This window comes from Natrinema saccharevitans (genome assembly GCF_001953745.1).
Classification (GTDB): Archaea; Halobacteriota; Halobacteria; order Halobacteriales; family Natrialbaceae; genus Natrinema; species Natrinema saccharevitans.
Genome location: NZ_LWLN01000001.1, coordinates 2,090,761 through 2,108,595, shown reverse-complemented (window position 1 = coordinate 2,108,595; position 17,835 = coordinate 2,090,761). Strand labels below are relative to the sequence as shown.

The window sequence follows — 17,835 nt, the reverse complement described above, 5'->3', positions numbered from 1 at the left end:
ATGGCCGGAACTGTCGACACGGAACGCGAGGACGGTCTCGACTTTCGGACCGTCCCGCTGGGCGAGATCGACCCCGCCCGCAGTCGCCACATGTGGACCCGCTCGGCGGTCGGGCTCGCCGAGTCGGGCGACCTCGTCGTCACCGGCGAGTGGGACGGCACCGTTACCGCCCGCGAGGTCGACTCGCTCGAGCCCCGATGGACGGCCGACCACCCCGATCACGCGGTCGGGATCGCGTCGCTCGGAGGCGACGGACCCGGAGACGACGAGACGATCGTCGTCGCCGGTCGCGGCGAGACGGGAACGATCGCGGCTTACGACGCCGCGACGGGTGAACGCCGGTGGCGCTACGACACTGCCGACGACGTCGGTGCGGCAATCGAGGACTCCGTCTTCTACCTTCCCTACGTCGTGGCGCTCGAGACGGGGACCGACGCGGACGGCAACGAACGGCTCTACGCCGCCGCGCGGCGGTACGAACGCGACGGCGAGACCCGGCAGTGGCACAGCACCGTCTACGCGTTCGACTCCGCGGGGTCGCTCCGGTGGACCTACGAGACCGACGCCTCGCCGATCGCGCTCGATCTCGACGCCACGGGCCAGCGCCTCGCGGTCGGCTACAACCGCTGCATGGGCGACCACGACACCGGCCTCGTCGTCCTCGAGGCCGAGACGGGCGCCCTCGAGTGGACCTGGGACCCCGGCACCGAGGGCGATCGCCGCGTCGGCGATGTCTCGTTCGACGGCGACGCGATCGCCGTCTCGAGCCACGGCGACAAGCGGGGCTACCTGCTCGGGCCCGGCGGTGCCGAGCGCTGGGCGATCGACCTCGCCGTCGAAACGGAGATCGACGGCGAGCGGCTGTACGCCTACCCGAACCACGTCTACGCCGACGACGGCCGAGTGGCGTTCGTGACCGGCAACACCTACGCCGTCGAGAGCCGCGAGACCGACGGTCGGCATCCGAACGAACACCGCGTCGCGGCGTTCGACGCCGACGGGACCCCCCTGTGGGACGACGACGCTCGGGGCTTCGTCCACGGCCTCGCCGCCGACGGCGGCCGGCTGGTCGCTCCCTGTGCCCAGAACTTCCGGGTCCGCGACCCCGAGACCCACGCCGTCCGCGCGTTCGACCTCGAGTCCGGTCCGGCCGAGGTCGAACGGCTCGCGGGAATCGCCACGGCTGCCGCCTTCGGAGACGGAACGCTCGCCGCGATCGAGGAACCGGTCGCCTACCACGACGACGGCGAGACCCGCGGCGAGTACGCGCTCCGAGTCGGCTCGCTCGAGTAGCGGATTAACAGCCGTTTTCGACGCTCTTTGTCCACCGAGCCCGCCGACTGTCGCATACGCAAGGCCAATTCCCACAACGCTCACTGCCGTCCGCTTTGCCGTATAATGACCGCAGAGTTCGAACGTGACGGTTCGAGAGAACGTTCGCCCCTCGAGCGGGGCGAGCGTTCCGCGGGTCGTCCCGACGACGGCGAGCGGCTGACGGGGCCGCCGCGTCGGGTACTGACCGACGGCGGCCGGGCGGAGGTGGGAGAACCGGCCGACGAGGGAGACGGCCCCGAGAGCGACACCTCGGAAGCGACGCAGGACGAGTCGACCCGAGATGGCGACGAGGAGACCGAGTCGTCCGCGGGAACGGAGGCGACATCATGAGCGACGAATCAATCACACAGCGGATCGATACGGAGGCGATCACGGAGAATATCGACGTCGACCAGCTCGTCGAGGGCACTCGGTGGGAGGACCAGATCGACGAGGACGTGCTCCTCGGCGCGGTGCTGGGCGGGCAGATCGGCGCGCTCGTCGGCCGGAAGGTCGGGGAGTCGCTCGGTCGGACGATCGGGAACGTGGTCGTCGAGGAACTGCTCAGTAGCGACGAGGCCGAGTCGGTGGCAGAGGGGGAAAGCGGCGTCGCCGACGGCGAGGAGACGGCCGACGAGGAGTCGGACGAGTCAGAATCGGAGAGTCAGGAGTCCGAGGAATCGGACGACGAGGAGAGCGCGGAGTCCGAAGACGGGGCCTCCGAAGAGGAAACGGCAGCGGAGGGCGATGACGAAGGCGGCGAAAAGACCGACGCCAACGCCGACGCCGAGGAGGCGACGGACGGGAGCGATGACGCGTCCGACGAGGAAGAAATGGAAGCCGAAGCCGAGGAGGAAGCGTAAGCCCGTGAGCCGGCTTCGCAATGGCCGCGACTCGAGCGGCGGTGATCGCCGTGAGTAACGAGTCCGGGCTGAAGGGGATGGTCGCCGACGAAATGAAAGCACAGATCGACGTGGCCGACATGCTCGGGGACGGCAGCATCGAGGACAGCATCGACGGCGGCGAGATCGGGACCGCGGTCGGCCGCCAGTTCGGCGAGCAGTTCGGCCGGCAACTGGGGACCGCCGTCGGTCGCGGGGTCCACGAGACGGTTGCCGAGGGTCTCGAGGACGGCAAAGAACTCGGCGAACTGCCGGCCGAGGTTCGGACGGCGGTCGCGGACGCCGTCCGGGAATCGATCTCGGAGATCGGGGGCCGCGACTCCCTCGAGTCGATGGCGAACGGCGTCACCGAGGGCGGCGGCGTCGAAGGGCTTCTCGAGGGGGTCGGCGGCGAAAGCGAGGACAGCGACGGGACCGAGTCGGAAACCGAGGGCGGCGAGGAGATCGACGAACCGGCGGACTCGGACGGCGACCCGTCCGTCGAAGAGATCGAAGACCTGCGGGAAGACACCCTCGAGGACTTCCTCGGGGTGCTGTCCTACAGCGACCTGCAGTCGATCGCGAAAGACGTCGGCGTGAAGGCCAACCTCAGCCGCGAGGAGATGACGGCGGAGATCGTCGAGACGGTGACCGGCGAGGAAGCGGACGACTCGGAGACGGAAGCGGCCGAGGCCGAGTAGTCGACCGACCGCATCGTGTCCCGTCGCGGGGACGACCAGCGAGAACGAAGCGACACAGACACAGATGAGCGACGCAGCACTCCGGGACCGCGTCCGCGAGGTACTGCACGACGCCGACGATGCACGACGCCGACGAGCGCGGCGGCTCGCTCGTCACCGGCGGCGACGAGGACGCCGAATCCGACCCGCTCGAGACCGCACGCGAGGCCGACGACATCCTCGAGTCGGCCGATCCCGACGACCTGCTTTCGGCGGTCGGCCTGGACACGCTCGAGGACGGCTCGGAGCCGGACTCGATCCCCGAGGCGATCGCACGGGGCGAGCGGGAGAACGTCGCGGATCTCCAGCGGTTGCTCCGGCTCTCGAGGCTCGCCGACCGAGCGGACGACGGCGGGCTCGGGGACGCCGTCGGCGAGCTGCAGGAAGCGATCGGCGAACCGGCCGAGTCGACGGAAAGCGAGAGCGGAGCCGAGTCGTCGGCCGACGACCTCGGCGACGGGTTCCGGTCGGCGATGCGCGACTCGTTCGCCGACTTCGGGGACGAGGTGTCGCGACTGAAGGCGCGACTCGAGGAGCGACGCGCCGGGACGGCCGAGAGCGACGCGGACGACACGACGGCCGGGGACGAGGCTGCGGAGGCCGAAGCCGCCGACGAGGACGAGGGGCTGCTGGGCTCGGGACTCGGCGGCGACGGGGAGCGGGGGCACGGCCTCGGGCGGGCCGAGCCGACACTCGACGATGGCACCGCCGCCGTCCCAGCGGGCGGACATGCGCGGGACCGCCCGCCACTCGACGATGCCGGACAAACGCGGGTAAGCGGTCGTTCTTCGGCCGCCCCGCTCGAGCCGACCTTTTTCCGCGGATCCGAGCCGAGCCGTATCGGCCCGCTCGAGTAACCGATTGGGGTTACGATAGCGCCGCTCGACGGCCCTCGAGCGCGTCGCGTAACCGTCCGCGGGTGCCCCGAGCGGTACGTTTATACGATTGTGTTCCATCGTTGTTCCCAGTATGGAATATCGACGTCGGGAGGTACTCGGTGCGAGCGCGGCGGGGATCGCCGCGGCGGTCGGCGGCTGTCTCGGAGACAGCGACGACGACGGCGAGGGGTCGATCGCCGGCGAGGAACTGGCGATGGCGACGACGACCAGCACGGAAGCGACGGGGTTGCTCGACGAACTCAACGCCGCTTTCAGGGAGCGGTTCGGCACGCGCGTGGCGGCCAACGCGGACGGGACCGGTGCCGCGATCCGGTCGGCGCGGGACGGCAACGCCGACGTCATTCTGGTCCACGCCCGGTCCCAAGAGGACGAGTTCATGCGGGAGGGGTACGGCGTCAACCGGCGCGACCTGCTGTTCAACGACTTCGTCGTCGTCGGGCCGAGCGACGATCCCGCGGGCGTCGGCGACACCGAGCAGGCGACGGCGGCGTTCGAGGCGATCGCGGACGCCGAGGCGACGTTCGTCTCCCGCGGGGACGAGTCCGGAACCCACACCAAGGAGCTGGTGATCTGGTCGGAAGCCGGTCTCGAGCCCGGCGGCGAGTGGTACCAGGAACTCGGACAGGGGATGGGCGAGACGCTGACCAACGCGAACGAGTCGGGTGCCTACACCCTCTCGGATCGGGGCACGTACCTCTCGCGGGACGATCTCGACCTCGAGATCCTGTTGCAGGGGCCGATCGAGGGCGGACCCGAACTGCTCGCGAACCCCTACGGGATCATGGCAGTCAACCCCGAGATCCACGACGACGTCAACTACCAGCTCGCGATGGCCTACATCGGCTTCGTCACGAGCCCCGAGGGACAGGCGGTCATCGAGGACTTCACCGCGAACGGCGAGCAGTTGTTCTTCCCGGAGGCACTGTCGGAGGATCCGGACTTCCAGCAATACGTCCCGGAGGGCTGGCAGCCGGACGGATCGGAAGAGTAAACCCCGGCCTGCGAACACGGACGGATACCACCACTACAGATGCCACTCGACGCGCTCTCGGATCCGACGTATCTCCGGAGTATCATTCGGCTCTCGCTGACGGTCAGCCTCGTCGCCGTGCTGGTGAGTACCGTCCTGAGCCTCCCGATCGCCTTCGCCGTCGGGTTCGCGGACTTCCGGGGCAAGCGGTTCGTCACCGCCGTCATCAACACCGGCATGGGGTTCCCGAGCGTCGTCGTCGGCCTGCTCGTCTGGTACGTCCTCTCGAATCAGGGGCCGCTGGGGACGCTGAATCTCATCTACACGCCCGAGGCGATGATCATCTCCCAGTGCGTGCTGGCCGCACCGGTGATCACCGGCGTCGCGCTGTCGGCGGTCGAAAGCGTCGACGACGCCGTTCGGGACGCCGCCTACGGCGTCGGCGGGACACGAGCCGATGTCGCCCTGATCACGCTCAAAGAGGCCCGCTACGGCGTCATCACCGGGATTCTCGCCGGCTTCGGCCGGGCGATCAGCGAAGTCGGCTCCGTCCTGATCGTCGGCGGCAACATCGCCTACGCCGACGGCACCTCGAAGACCCGCACCCTGACGACCGCGATCCAGTTCGAGGTGCGCAAGGGCGAGTTCGAAGTGGCCCTGATACTCGGTGCGGTGTTGCTCGTCCTCGTCTTGCTCGTCAACGGGGTCGTCCTGCGGCTCGGGGGGCGATGACCATGCCGGGGATCGAACCCGGACGGCCCGCAATCGAGGTGGGAACGGCGTGAACCTCGCGTTCGAGAACGCCGCCTACGGCGTCGACGACACGTCGATCCTGACTGACGTCTCGCTGTCGGTCGGGTCCGGCGAGGTGGTGACGATCATCGGCCCCTCAGGGGCCGGCAAGACCACGCTGTTGCGGCTGGCCGCGCTGTTCGAGCGGCCGACCGGCGGCGCCGTTCGCTGTGACGGGGCCGATCCGTGGGCGCTGTCCCGGGCGGAGCGGCTGGCGGTTCGCCGGCGGATCGGGATGGTCTTTCAGCAGGCGAGCCTCTTCGAGGCCTCGGTGGCCCGCAACGTCGACGTCGGTCGGCGCGTTCGCCGTCCGTGGCCCCAGCGACTGCGGGGGTTCGGGCGACGCCTCGTCGATCGGTGGCTCAGTGGCGAACCGACCGTCGACGACCGCACCCGCGAGGCCCTCGAACTCGTCGGCCTCGACGACGCGTGGGACCGCGACGCCGCGTCGCTGTCCGGCGGCGAGGCCCAGCGGGTGTCGTTTGCCCGCGCGCTCGCGACCGAACCGGACCTGCTCGTCCTCGACGAGCCGACCTCCGATCTCGACCCGCGGAACACGGCCATCCTCGAGCGCGCCATCGACCGGGCGCGCGACCGCGGTCACGGCGTCTTGCTCGCGACCCACGACATGCACCAGGCCGAGCGGATCTCGGACCGGGTCGCGTTCCTGCTGGAAGGCGAACTGGTCGAGACCGGGCCGGCAGCGCGGGTCTTCGAGAACCCGCGAGACGAACGAACCGCGCGGTTCGTCCGGGGCGACCTGCTGTACGATGACAACGAACTTTTCGCCTGACGATCAATGGGGAGTCGAATGGAGAAGGAGTTCGAGCCCTACCTGCGGATCGACGACGTGACCGTCGACCGGAGCGACGTCGCGATGTTGCGCGCGATCGACGACCGCGGCTCGCTGTCCGGGGCCGCCGAGGCCCTCGAGCGATCCTATCCTCGCCTCCAGCAGCGCGTGGTCGAACTCGAGGACGCGATCGGCCCGCTAGTCGAGCGCACCCGCGGGGGTGCCGGCGGCGGCGGGAGTTCGCTGACCGACCGAGCCCGGGACCTGCTGGCGCGGTTCGATCGACTGGTTGCCGCCTACGAGGGGGTCGCCCGCGTCGACGAGACGGTGTTGTCCGGGCCGGTCGTCGACCGGGACGGGGAACTCGCGACCGTCGCGACCGACGCCGGCGAGGTGCTGGCGGTCGTGCCCAGCGAGGCCGCGACCGCGTCAGTGACGGTCCGCTCCGACGCCGTGAGCCTGCACGCTCCCGACGAGGTGCCACGGGCCGAGGGCACCAGCGTCCGTAACCGATTCCCCGGGACCGTCTCGTGGCACGAGGCCGGCGACGCGGTCGCGAGGGTCGGGATCGACCTCGAGACGGACGAGGGCGACGCGGACGACGCCGAACTCGTGGCGCTGGTCACGCGGCGAAGCGTCGACGCGCTGGGGCTCGAGCCCGGGCGGTCGATCGTCGCCTCGGTGAAGGCGACGGCGGCCCGCGGCGTCGAGGGCCGAGGGACCGACGGCGACTGAGTCGGTTACTGCGTCCCGTCGACGCCGATCTCGTTCTCGAAGCGCGCGAAGAAGTCGTCGACGAACCGCCGGCGGGACTCGCCGAGGCGGCGTCCGGGGTCGGTATACAGCGCGTCGAGCCGCTCGTCGGCCCACTCCCGAAGGAGCGTGACGTCCGGCAGTCCCGACGCGGCCAGTCCGGACGCCGACGCGTCGTCGATGACCGCGTACGCCTCGTCCCGTCTGCCCGATCGTTCGCCGACGATACAGGCCAGCCGGACGATCCCGCGCGCGCCGGCGGCGTCTAACTTGTCCGCGTCGAAGAGCAGCCGCGCCTCGAGCGTCTCGGGCTCCGGCGAACTCGCGCGGATACTGTGGGCTCGGATACAGTGCGTGACGGCGTCGATCCGGTCCGCCGCCACGCCCTCCGACTCGAGGAGGGCCGCGGCCTCGGCTGCGGCCCACTCGTCGTGATCGTCGATCTCGTCCGTTCGCTCCCGCGGGCGACCGATGTCGTGTAACCAGGCCGCCGCCGCGAGAACGTCGCCGTCGACGGGTCGTTTGCAGTCGTTCGCCAGCCGAATCGACAGGTCGCGGACGCGCTCGGCGTGGTACCGATCGTGTGCCGGGAGGGCGTCGCCGTAATAGGACGACGATAGCGAGCGAGCCAGCGGGCCCAATTTCTGTGCCATCGTGCCCGTGAGAAGTACCGTCCGATACTATAATATTTCTCTACTGTCAGGTCGGCAGTCGGGTCCCGTCGAGGGTGGGACTGCCGGTCGGCGAGCCATAGGCCTTTCTCGAGGGGGGCCGTACCGACGCCCATGTACGACTCGATTCTGGTCGCGACCGACGGCAGCGAGGCGGCGGCGACGGCGGTCGATCACGCCGTCGCGCTCGCCGACCGGTTCGACGCGGCGCTGTTCGGCGTCGCCGTCGTCGACGAGCGAACCGACTACGACACCGGTATCGTCGATCCAGAGGAGGCCAGACGCCACCTCGAGGAGCGGGCGGCCGGCTGGCTCGAGGACCTCGAGGCGCGGGCTCGCGAGGACGGGATCGAGGCCGAGACGGCGGTTCTGTCGGGCGTTCCCCACGAGGAGATCCTCGCGTACGCCGACGAGGTCGGGGTCGGCGCGCTCGTGCTTGGCTCTCGCGGCCGCTCGTCGTTCAAGGGGGCCCTGCTGGGCAGCACCGTCGACAGGGTCGTCCGCATGACGGACCGCCCGGTACTGGTCGTCGGTGGGGGAGAGGAGCCCGACCGGGAAGCGGCGGAACCGACTCGAATTGCGGACGGGGAACGGACGTAGATCCCGGTGTTGGGGCGAACATTTACCTTCGCTGTCGTATGACCTAGCGGCATGTCACTGCTCGTTCCCTTCGACGGCTCGGCGTTGGCGACGCGGGCGCTCGAGCGCGCGTCGACGTTCGGCGACTTGCTCGACGAGGAGGTCGTCGCCCTGACGGTGATTCCCGACGACCCCGAGTACGCGCGCGATCGGGGCTGGATCACGGAAGGCGAACCGTTCGACATGGACGCGGTCGCCGCGGGGATCGGGAACCGGGCCGACGAGGTCGCGCCCGAGGCGACGGTCCGGACCGAGCGGGTCGACTCCGACGAGCCGACCGCGACGTCGACGACTAACGTCGTCCGCGAGATTCGCCGCGTCGCCGCCGAGATCGAGGCCAGCGTGGTCTTCATCGGTTCGGAGAACGCCGGCTCGGTGATCGCGCCACAGTCGAGCGTCGGGAGCCCGGTCGCGAGCGATCACCGGTACGACGTCTACGTCGTCCGCGAACCCGACCACGAGGTCGATCCCGAGGACCTCGCGGATATCGACTCGACGCAGGACGACCTCTAAGCGGGATTCGACCCCATCGAAACCGGCTACCGGCTGGCGATTCGGAGGAACGTTTATTCCGTTGACCGACCACGGTTCGGACGAAATGGTCGATCGGAACGGGCGAGACCGGGACGGCGCTGCGCCGACCGGGACCACCCATAGCCCGCCGGCGTCGTTCGCCGAGCAGGCGAACGTCGCCGATCCGGGAATCTACGAGGCGTTCGAGGCCGACTGGCCGGCTTGCTGGACGCGCGCGGCGGACCTGCTCTCCTGGGACGAGCCGTACGACACCGTCCTCGAGGACGACGAGGCCCCTTTCTATCGGTGGTTCCCAGACGGACGGCTCAACGCCGCGTACAACTGTCTGGATCGCCACCTCGAGTCGGGTCGGAAGAACCACGCCGCGATTCGCTGGGAGGGCAAACAGGGCGAGCGCCGCACCTACACCTACCGCGACCTCTACGTCGAGGTCAACGAGTTCGCGGCGGCGCTGCGGGATCTCGGCGTCGAAGAGGACGACGTCGTCACGATCTATCTGCCGATGATCCCCGAGCTGCCGATCGCGATGCTGGCCTGTGCCCGCATCGGCGCACCCCACAGCGTCGTCTTCGCGGGGCTCTCCGCGGACGCCTTGGCGACCCGGATGGACGCCGCCGACAGCGAGTTCCTCGTGACCTGTGACGGCTACTACCGCCGCGGCGACGCCTTCAATCAGAAGAGCAAGGCCGACAACGCACGGCTCGCGCTCGAGCAGGACGTGCGGACGGTCGTCGTCGACCGACTCGGTGACGACTTGCCCCACGTCCTCGGCGACGACGAGTACGACTATCACGAGCTACGGGAGGCGTTCGCCGGCGAGACCGTCGATCCGGTCGTCCGATCGGCGACGGACATGCTGTTTCTGATGTACACCTCGGGGACGACCGGCGAGCCGAAGGGCGTCGTCCACTCGACGGGGGGCTATCTCGCCCACGTCGCGTGGACGAGCCACGCCGTCCTCGACGTCAAGCCCGAGGACACCTACTGGTGTGCGGCCGACATCGGCTGGATCACGGGTCACTCCTACATCGTCTACGGCCCGCTGGCGATGGGCACGACGACGGTGATGTACGAGGGGACCCCCGACTACCCCGACCGGGACCGGCTCTGGGAGATCGTCGACCGCAACGCCGTCGACGTCTTCTACACCGCGCCGACGGCGATCCGGGCGTTCATGAAGTGGGGCTCGGAGTACCCCGCCGAACACGATCTCTCCTCGCTGCGGCTGCTTGGCTCCGTCGGCGAACCGATCAGTCCCCGGCCGTGGAACTGGTACCGCGACCACGTCGGGGGCGGCGACTGTCCGGTCGTCGACACCTGGTGGCAGACCGAAACCGGCGCGGTGACGATCTCGACGCTGCCGGGCGTCGACGAGATGAAACCCGGCTCCGCGGGGCCGCCCCTGCCCGGCATCGACGCGAACGTCGTCGACGAGGCCGGCGACCCCGTCGAGCCCGGTCGGACCGGCTATCTCACCATCGACCGGCCGTGGCCGGGGATGGCACAGACGCTGTACGACAACGACGACCGGTTCGTCACGGAGTACTGGCAGCGCTTCTCCGACCCCGCGTCCGACGACTGGCGCTACTTCAGCGGCGACACCGCCCGGATCGACGAGGACGGCTACATCACCGTCCTCGGCCGGGTCGACGACGTTATCAACGTTTCCGGCCACCGACTGGGCACCATGGAGGTCGAGAGCGCGATCACCGACGTCGACGGCGTCGCCGAGGCCGCCGTCGTCGGCCGCACGATCCCGGCCGGCAACACCGAGATCTACGCTTACGTCAGCACCGAGAGCGGCCGCGAACCGGGCGAGGCGATCCGAGCGGCGATCCGCGAGAACGTCGCGGCGGCGATCGGCCCGATCGCCAGCCCGACCGAACTCGTCTTCACGCCGGAGCTGCCCAAGACCCGTTCCGGCAAGATCATGCGTCGGCTGCTCGAGGACGTCGCCAACGGGGAGTCGCTGGGCGATACGAGCGCCCTTCGCAACCCGGAGATCGTCGGCGAGATCCAGGCCGCGGTCGGCGACGAGGGAGCGGACGTCTACCGCGACCGATAATAGTTTCGCGCTCTCTGCAATCACGAAACGGTTTCTATGCCGGAATCAGTGCCGTAGATTCGCTCTCGGTCACGGGCCCGCTGGATCGGCGATACAATTATGTTCGCGTCACCAGAATGAGCGAACCAGACGCCATGAGTCTCGAGGCGACCACGGGGGCGGTACTCAGGCGGCGGGAGTACGAATCGCTGCTCGACGCCGCGGAAACCTACCGGGAGGCGCTGGTCGTCCGGCTCTGTGGGGACGTGGGGCTGCGGCCGGCCGAACTGACCCGGCTCACGATCGACCACGTCGACCAGGTCCGGATCGATCCGCCCCGGTATCTGGTTCGGGTGCCGACGGACGACGAGCGGGACGAACGGACCGCCTACCTGCCGACCCGCGTCGAGCGCGAACTCCGGCGCTACGCCCGTAGCAACGATCTCTCGCCGGAGGACCGGATCTTCTCGGTCACGCCGCGGCGGCTCCAGATGCTCGTCTCCGACGTCGCCGATCGGGCCGGCGACCTGTTCGACGACCCCGCCCTCGCGGACGTCTCCACCAGCGACCTCCGGCAGTACTTCGCCCACACCGCCTTGGTCGACCACGACGTCAACCCCCGCGTCGTCAAGACCGCCGGCGGCTGGCGCAGTTTCGAGGCCCTCGAGCCCTATCTCCCCGAGCCGACCGACGCCGAGATCGTCGACGCCTTCGACCCTGTCGAGGGGCCGTCCGGTCCCCGATCCGGCGACACCGGGCCCGGGCCCGCGGTGAGCGACGACAGCGTGATCCGCCTGCTGCTGGCCGCCAGCGACCGGTACGCCCTCCTTCGGCTGGACGCGGACGGCTACGTCGAACGCTGGAACCGTAGCGCGGCCGCGATGTTCGGCTATCGGGCCGGCGAGATCGTCGGCACCCACGTTTCGACGTTTTACACCGACGAGGCCGTCGCCGACGGCGCGCCCGAACGGATCCTCTCGACCGCCCTCGACGAGTCCGGTTGCGAGGCCGACGGCTGGCGCGTCCACAAAGACGGCTCGCGGTTTCGCGCGACCGAGGTCGTCTCCCCGCTCCGGAACGACCAGGGCCACCACCGGGGGTTCGCCGTCTTCGTCCGCGACGTCACCGCCGCCCACGAGGAACTCGCGGCCGCGCGCGACCGGCGCGACGAACTCGAGGGGCTGTACGCGGTCGCCCGGCGACACCGCTCCGTCACCCACGCCCTGCTCGAGGCGACCGACCACGAGGAGATCGAGACGGCTACGTGCGCGACCCTGACCGACAGCCGGGCCTACGAGTTCGCCTGGATCGACCGGGCGACGTTCTCCGATCGCCGCCACGAGTGGCGCGCCGCCAGCGGGATCGAACCCGACGCCGTCGAGCGGCTCGTCCCCGATGAGTGGGACGACGATCCGACGGTCGACCTCGAGAGCGCCGCGTTCGTCCCCGACACGGGCGGCGATGTCGGCGAGCCACCGGTAACCGTGGCCGACGACGTCGCGGCGACCGTCGGCGGGGACTCCTTCGAGGGCGCGATCGCGCGAGTGCCCCTCGCCTACGGAGAAACCGTCTACGGGACGCTCTCGGTCGCGACCGACCGCGCGGGCGCGTTCGAGGACGACGAACGAACGTGGCTCGCGACGATCGGCCGACAGGTCGGCTACGCCATCGCCGCCATCCGGCGGCGCAACCTCCTGCTGTCCGATCGCGTGATCGAACTCGAGGTCGCCTGTCGGGACGATCGCTCCTTCTTCGTCGACGCCTCGCGGCGGCTCGACTGCCGGCTCGAACTCGACTCGCTAGTGCCGATCGACGAGTCCACCCGGCTCTACTACGTCCGGCTCGCGGACGGCTCGCCCGGCGACGTCTTCGACCTCGCAGCGGACGATTCCGCGATCGAGGACTGTCGGCTGGTCGAGACCGACGAGGACGGCTGGCGGATCGAGGTCGTCGTCGAGGGAGCGTGTCCGATCGGCACGCTGACCGAGTACGGCGCGACCGTCCACGAGGCGGTCTTCGACGGCGGCACGGCGACGATCACCGCCGAGTGCGCGGCCGACGCCGACCTCCGGACGATCCTCGACGGCCTGCGCTCGGCGTTTCCCGACTCCGAACTGGTCGGCAAACGCGAGACCGAGCGGGCCGTCCAGACCGCCCGCGAGTTCCGCGAGGGCCTCGAGGACCGACTGACCGACCGGCAGGAGGCCGCGCTCCGGGCGGCGTACTTCGGCGGCTACTACGACTGGCCCCGGGAGAGTACGGCCGAGGAAGTCGCCGACGCGATGGGCGTCTCCTCGCCGACGCTGCACAACCACCTGCGGAAGGGCCAACACGAACTGTTGCGGACCTTTTTCGACGACCCGGACGGCTAACGCGGGCTCCGGGGCGACGCGTAGAGGCTACATACCTAGAGGTGCCGTTCGACCGACCGCCGATCGCGGCCGCCGGCGCGATGACGACCGCGCGATCGGCTCGTCGCGCCGGCGATTCGCCCCCGTTTGCGCGCGTCCCGCACGCCTATCACGTCCTAATACAGTCAATATATGCTAGGGTGTCCGGGGTGAATGGGGTCGATTTTGCACAACTAGAGGGGCTCTTTACTATGGAAGTACGTGATTGAGTGTCTGTACCATGTCACAGGACAATGCCGAACTCGAGGCACGACTCGAGGAGCAGGCGGCCTTCGAGCCGCCCGAGTCGTTCGTCGAGCAGGCAAACGTCACTGATCAGGGGATCTACGAGGAGTTCGAGGAGAACTGGCCGGAGTGTTGGGAGCGTGCGGCCGACCTCCTCTCGTGGGACGAGGCGTACGACACCGTTCTCGAGGACGGGGACGCCCCGTTCTACGAGTGGTTCACCGGCGGCGAACTCAACGCCTCGTACAACTGTCTCGACCGACACGTAGAAGACGGTCGCGCCGACAGCGTGGCGATCGAGTGGGAAGGCGAACTCGGGGAGACGCGGACGTACACCTACGAGGAACTGCTCGACGAGGTCGAGGACTTCGCGGCGACGCTGCGGGATCTCGGCGTCGAGGAAGACGACGTCGTCACGCTGTACATGCCGATGATTCCCGAGTTGCCGATCGCGATGCTGGCCTGTGCCCGCATCGGCGCGCCCCACAGCGTCGTCTTCGCCGGCTTCTCGGCGGACGCGCTGGCGACCCGAATGAACTCGGCCGACAGCGAGTATCTGGTCACCTGCGACGGCTACTACCGACGCGGTGACGCCCTCGATCACATCTCGAAGGCCAACGAGGGCCTCGAGGGCGTCGACCACGAAGTCTCCGACGTCGTGGTCGTCGACCGACTCGGCGACGACTTGGATCACGAGCTGGCGGACAACCAACACGATTACGACGAACTCGTGGCCGACCACGAGGGGTCGACGGTCGAACCGGTCACTCGCGACGCCGAGGACATGTTGTTCCTGATGTACACGTCGGGAACGACCGGTAAGCCGAAGGGGGTCAAACACACCACCGGCGGCTACCTCGCCTACACGGCGTGGACGAGCCACGCGGTGTTGGACATCGAGGCCGACGACACGTACTGGTGTTCGGCCGACATCGGCTGGATCACCGGCCACTCCTACATCGTCTACGGGCCGCTCGCGCTGGGGACGACCAGCGTCATGTACGAGGGGACCCCGGATTACCCTGACAAGGACCGGCTGTGGGAGATCGTCGAGAAGAACGGCGTCGACATCTTCTACACCGCGCCGACGGCGATCCGGGCGTTCATGAAGTGGGGCTCGGAGTACACCGAGAACCACGACCTGTCCTCGCTGCGGCTGCTGGGGACCGTCGGGGAACCGATCAACCCGCGGGCGTGGAAGTGGTACTACAAGCACATCGGCAACGAGGAGTGCCCGATCGTCGACACCTGGTGGCAGACCGAGACGGGCGGAATGATGATCACGACGCTGCCGGGGGTCAACACCATGAAACCCGGCTCCGCCGGGCCGCCGCTGCCGGGCATCGACGCGCAAGTCGTCGACACCGAGGGTGAGGAAGTCGAGGCCGGACGGGCCGGCTACGTCACGGTCAACAACCCCTGGCCCGGCATGCTCCGGACGCTGTACGACAACGACGAGCGGTTCGTCTCGGAGTACTGGGAGGAGTACTCCGACCCCGACGCCGACGAGTGGGTCTACTTCCCCGAAGACGGGGCGAAGATCGACGAGGACGGCTACATCACCATCCTCGGCCGGGTCGACGACGTGATCAACGTCTCCGGCCACCGGCTGGGCACGATGGAGATCGAGTCGGCCGTCGTCGGCGTCGAGGGGATCGCCGAAGCCGCCGTCGTCGGCGGCGACCACGACGTCAAGGGCGAGGCGGTCTACGTCTACGCCATCCCCGAGGACGGCTACGAGGACCGCCACGCCGAACTCGAGGAGACGGCCATGGAAGCCGTCCTCGACTCGATCGGACCGATCGCCAAACCCGAGCAGATCGTCTTCACGCACGAACTGCCCAAGACCCGCTCGGGCAAGATCATGCGTCGCCTGCTCGAGGACATCGCGAGCGGCAACGAACTCGGCAACACGTCGACGCTCCGGAACCCGGGGGTCGTCGACGACATCGCCGAACAGGTCTCGGACGACTGACCGACTGACGAACAAATTTTTCAACAACAAAACGACCGATACGAACGATTCGCAAACATATGCCAGATAATAACACTCAGGATTCGACCGACGATCGAACCGTCACGGACGGTGGCGTCGCCGGCCAAGCGGGCCAGGCCCACCGGAACACCGACTACCTCAGCGCGGAGGTGAACCTGCTGAACCCGAGTACCCAGTTCATGCGCGATCACCTGCGCATCGTCTGGACCGGCTTCGTCATCTGGGTCATCGCCGTTTGGGGGCCGGTGACGGCGACGTACCTGGCGACGGATACGATGACGACCCAGATGCCGGTACTCGGCTTCCCGCTGCACTACTTCCTGGTCGCCTTCGGCGCGCCGACCAGCGCCTTGCTCCTCTCGTTCTGGTACTCGCGCAAGCGCGACGCGCTGGACGAGAAGTACGGCATCGATCACGGTGCCGTCGAGAGCGCCGGCCGCGAAAGCGGTGACGCCGCGGCCGCCGACGGAGGGGTCGACGAATGACGGGCGCTGCGACCGTTCCGCTGCAGGAGAGCCTCCTGCCCGAGGCTCTCAACATCTCGTTCAAGCTCCTCCCGGCACTGCTTGTCATCGGGATGCTCGGGCTGTTCCTGGCGATCGGCTTCGTCTTCCGCGTGGCCGACACCGAGGACATGTGGGTCGCCGGCCGCTCGATCGGGAACGTCGAGAACGGGATGGCGATCGGTGCCAACTGGATGTCGGCGGCCTCCTACCTCGGGATGGCCGCCTCGATCGCACTGGCCGGCTTCTACGGGCTGGTGTACGTCGTCGGCTGGACGACGGGCTATTTCATCCTGCTGATCTTCATGGCCGCACAGCTGCGCCGGTTCGGGAAGTACACCGCGCCGGACTTCGTCGGCGACCGCTTCAACTCCGACGGCGCGCGCGCCATCGCAGCGATCACGACGTTCCTCATCGGCTTCGTCTACGCCATCGGGCAGGCGAAGGGGATGGCACTGGTCGGCCTGTACATCTTCGGCGACTACGGCGGCATCATCCCCGGACTCGACGGCTACCAGGTGATGGTCGTCGCCATGATGGTCATCACCGTCGGCTACCTGACGCTGTCCGGCATGATGGGTGCGACGAAGAACCAGGCGGTCCAGTACACGATCCTCATCATCGCGTTCGTGGCCGGGCTGCTCGTCGTCGGCTACACGAACGGCTACTCGACCGTGCTGCCCCAACTCGAGTACGGCATGCTGATCGACGACCTCGGCAGCGAGTTCAGCGAACCGTTCGCAACCTCGAGTTACTACCTGTGGGTCGCGACCACGTTCTCGCTGATCGTCGGGACCTGCGGACTGCCCCACGTGCTGGTGCGGTTCTACACGGTCGAGAGCGAGCGGACGGCCCGCTGGTCGACCGTCTGGGGGCTGTTCTTCATCTGCATCCTGTACTGGAGCGCCCCCGCGTTCGCGGCGTTCGGGACGGACCTGTACACGCAGAACGTCGACCCGACCTACGGCGATCCCGGTATGACCGGTGCCGCCAGCGAGGTCATCGTCGTGCTTGCGGCCCAGCTGTCGAACCTGCCGCAGTGGTTCGTCGGCATCGTCGCCGCCGGCGGGATCGCCGCCGCAATCGCGACGGTCGCCGGCCTCTTTATCGCCGGCTCGTCGGCGATCAGTCACGACATCTACACGAACATCATCAACGAGGACGCGACCCAGCGCCAGCAGATCCTCGTCGGCCGTCTCTCGATCGTCGCGCTCGGCGTGCTGACGACGCTGGCCGCGCTCGACCCCGCGTCGTCGATCGCCGCGCTCGTCGGCTACGCGTTCGCGCTGGCCGGCTCCGTGCTGTTCCCGATGTTCTTCCTCGGGATGTGGTGGGAGAACGCCAACCGTCCCGGCGCGCTCGCCGGCATGACCACCGGGCTGGTCGGCTGGTCGATCCCGATGATCAACGAGATCGTCCCGACCTACGTCTCCTCGCTCGAGGCCCCGCTGTCGGCGGGCCTGGCACAGTGGATGCCGGCGATCGGCTCGGCGCTGATCACCCTGCCGGTCGTGTTCATCGTCACCATCGCCGTCTCGCTGGTGACCGAAGAGCCGGACATAGAGACCAAGCGAGTCGTCCGGCAGTGTCACAGCCCCGAACCGATGGGCCAGCAACAGGCCGCCGAAGACGTCGTGACCGACGGGGGCGAGACCCCCGCGGACGACTGA

The 17,835-nt window shown here is 68.7% G+C and carries 16 protein-coding genes and 1 pseudogene; 16 read left to right on the top strand and 1 reads right to left on the bottom strand.

Annotated features, from left to right (window positions below; all coding sequences use genetic code 11):
• The 9 genes and pseudogenes from A6E15_RS10685 to A6E15_RS10645 all read left to right on the top strand — a co-directional run bounded on the left by A6E15_RS10685 (window position 1) and on the right by A6E15_RS10645 (window position 7,124).
• Window positions 1-1,293, top strand: coding sequence for an outer membrane protein assembly factor BamB family protein (locus A6E15_RS10685; RefSeq protein ID WP_076146121.1), 1,293 nt, complete (start codon window positions 1-3; stop codon window positions 1,291-1,293).
• A gap of 105 nt (window positions 1,294-1,398) precedes the next feature.
• Window positions 1,399-1,665 carry a hypothetical protein gene (locus A6E15_RS10680; RefSeq protein WP_245800558.1) on the top strand — a complete coding sequence of 89 codons (267 nt, stop codon included), beginning with the start codon at window positions 1,399-1,401 and terminating at the stop codon, window positions 1,663-1,665.
• Window positions 1,662-2,177, top strand: coding sequence for a hypothetical protein (locus tag A6E15_RS10675; protein WP_076146119.1), 516 nt, complete (start codon window positions 1,662-1,664; stop codon window positions 2,175-2,177). The genes A6E15_RS10680 and A6E15_RS10675 overlap by 4 nt, the downstream gene beginning before the upstream one ends.
• Before the next feature lie 41 nt (window positions 2,178-2,218).
• Window positions 2,219-2,896 carry a hypothetical protein gene (locus tag A6E15_RS10670; protein WP_076148305.1) on the top strand — a complete coding sequence of 226 codons (678 nt, stop codon included), beginning with the start codon at window positions 2,219-2,221 and terminating at the stop codon, window positions 2,894-2,896.
• 64 nt (window positions 2,897-2,960) lie between these two features.
• Window positions 2,961-3,712 (top strand): annotated as a pseudogene (locus A6E15_RS10665) (hypothetical protein).
• Window positions 3,713-3,904: 192 nt separating this feature from the next.
• Window positions 3,905-4,825: a substrate-binding domain-containing protein gene (locus tag A6E15_RS10660; protein ID WP_076146117.1), complete on the top strand. Its 921-nt coding sequence runs from the start codon at window positions 3,905-3,907 to the stop codon at window positions 4,823-4,825.
• A gap of 39 nt (window positions 4,826-4,864) precedes the next feature.
• On the top strand, window positions 4,865-5,536 hold the full coding sequence (locus A6E15_RS10655; RefSeq protein ID WP_076146116.1) for an ABC transporter permease: 672 nt from the start codon (window positions 4,865-4,867) through the stop codon (window positions 5,534-5,536).
• Window positions 5,537-5,585: 49 nt separating this feature from the next.
• Window positions 5,586-6,389 carry an amino acid ABC transporter ATP-binding protein gene (locus A6E15_RS10650; protein ID WP_076146114.1) on the top strand — a complete coding sequence of 268 codons (804 nt, stop codon included), beginning with the start codon at window positions 5,586-5,588 and terminating at the stop codon, window positions 6,387-6,389.
• 18 nt (window positions 6,390-6,407) lie between these two features.
• Window positions 6,408-7,124, top strand: a complete 717-nt coding sequence (locus tag A6E15_RS10645; RefSeq protein WP_076146112.1) for a TOBE domain-containing protein — start codon at window positions 6,408-6,410, stop codon at window positions 7,122-7,124.
• Between the two features lie 5 nt (window positions 7,125-7,129).
• Here the strand turns inward: A6E15_RS10645 and A6E15_RS10640 are convergent, their stop codons facing one another.
• Window positions 7,130-7,795 carry an HD domain-containing protein gene (locus tag A6E15_RS10640; protein WP_076146111.1) on the bottom strand — a complete coding sequence of 222 codons (666 nt, stop codon included), beginning with the start codon at window positions 7,793-7,795 and terminating at the stop codon, window positions 7,130-7,132.
• Window positions 7,796-7,927: 132 nt separating this feature from the next.
• Here A6E15_RS10640 and A6E15_RS10635 point away from each other — a divergent pair, with 132 nt between their 5' ends.
• The 7 genes from A6E15_RS10635 (at window position 7,928) to A6E15_RS10605 (ending at window position 17,835) form a co-directional block, all read left to right on the top strand.
• Window positions 7,928-8,413, top strand: a complete 486-nt coding sequence (locus A6E15_RS10635) for a universal stress protein (RefSeq protein ID WP_076146109.1) — start codon at window positions 7,928-7,930, stop codon at window positions 8,411-8,413.
• Between the two features lie 51 nt (window positions 8,414-8,464).
• On the top strand, window positions 8,465-8,965 hold the full coding sequence (locus A6E15_RS10630) for a universal stress protein (protein WP_076146108.1): 501 nt from the start codon (window positions 8,465-8,467) through the stop codon (window positions 8,963-8,965).
• Between the two features lie 85 nt (window positions 8,966-9,050).
• The gene (gene acs / locus A6E15_RS10625) at window positions 9,051-11,051 is read left to right on the top strand and encodes an acetate--CoA ligase (RefSeq protein ID WP_076146106.1); all 2,001 of its coding nucleotides are present in this window, start codon (window positions 9,051-9,053) and stop codon (window positions 11,049-11,051) included.
• A gap of 134 nt (window positions 11,052-11,185) precedes the next feature.
• Window positions 11,186-13,402 (top strand): bacterio-opsin activator domain-containing protein, encoded by a 2,217-nt coding sequence (locus A6E15_RS10620; RefSeq protein WP_076148303.1) that lies wholly within the window; start codon window positions 11,186-11,188, stop codon window positions 13,400-13,402.
• 259 nt (window positions 13,403-13,661) lie between these two features.
• Window positions 13,662-15,641, top strand: coding sequence for an acetate--CoA ligase (gene acs, locus A6E15_RS10615; RefSeq protein WP_076146104.1), 1,980 nt, complete (start codon window positions 13,662-13,664; stop codon window positions 15,639-15,641).
• 59 nt (window positions 15,642-15,700) lie between these two features.
• Window positions 15,701-16,147: a DUF4212 domain-containing protein gene (locus tag A6E15_RS10610; protein WP_076146102.1), complete on the top strand. Its 447-nt coding sequence runs from the start codon at window positions 15,701-15,703 to the stop codon at window positions 16,145-16,147.
• Window positions 16,144-17,835 carry a VC_2705 family sodium/solute symporter gene (locus A6E15_RS10605; protein WP_076146101.1) on the top strand — a complete coding sequence of 564 codons (1,692 nt, stop codon included), beginning with the start codon at window positions 16,144-16,146 and terminating at the stop codon, window positions 17,833-17,835. Before A6E15_RS10610 ends, A6E15_RS10605 begins: the two co-directional genes overlap by 4 nt.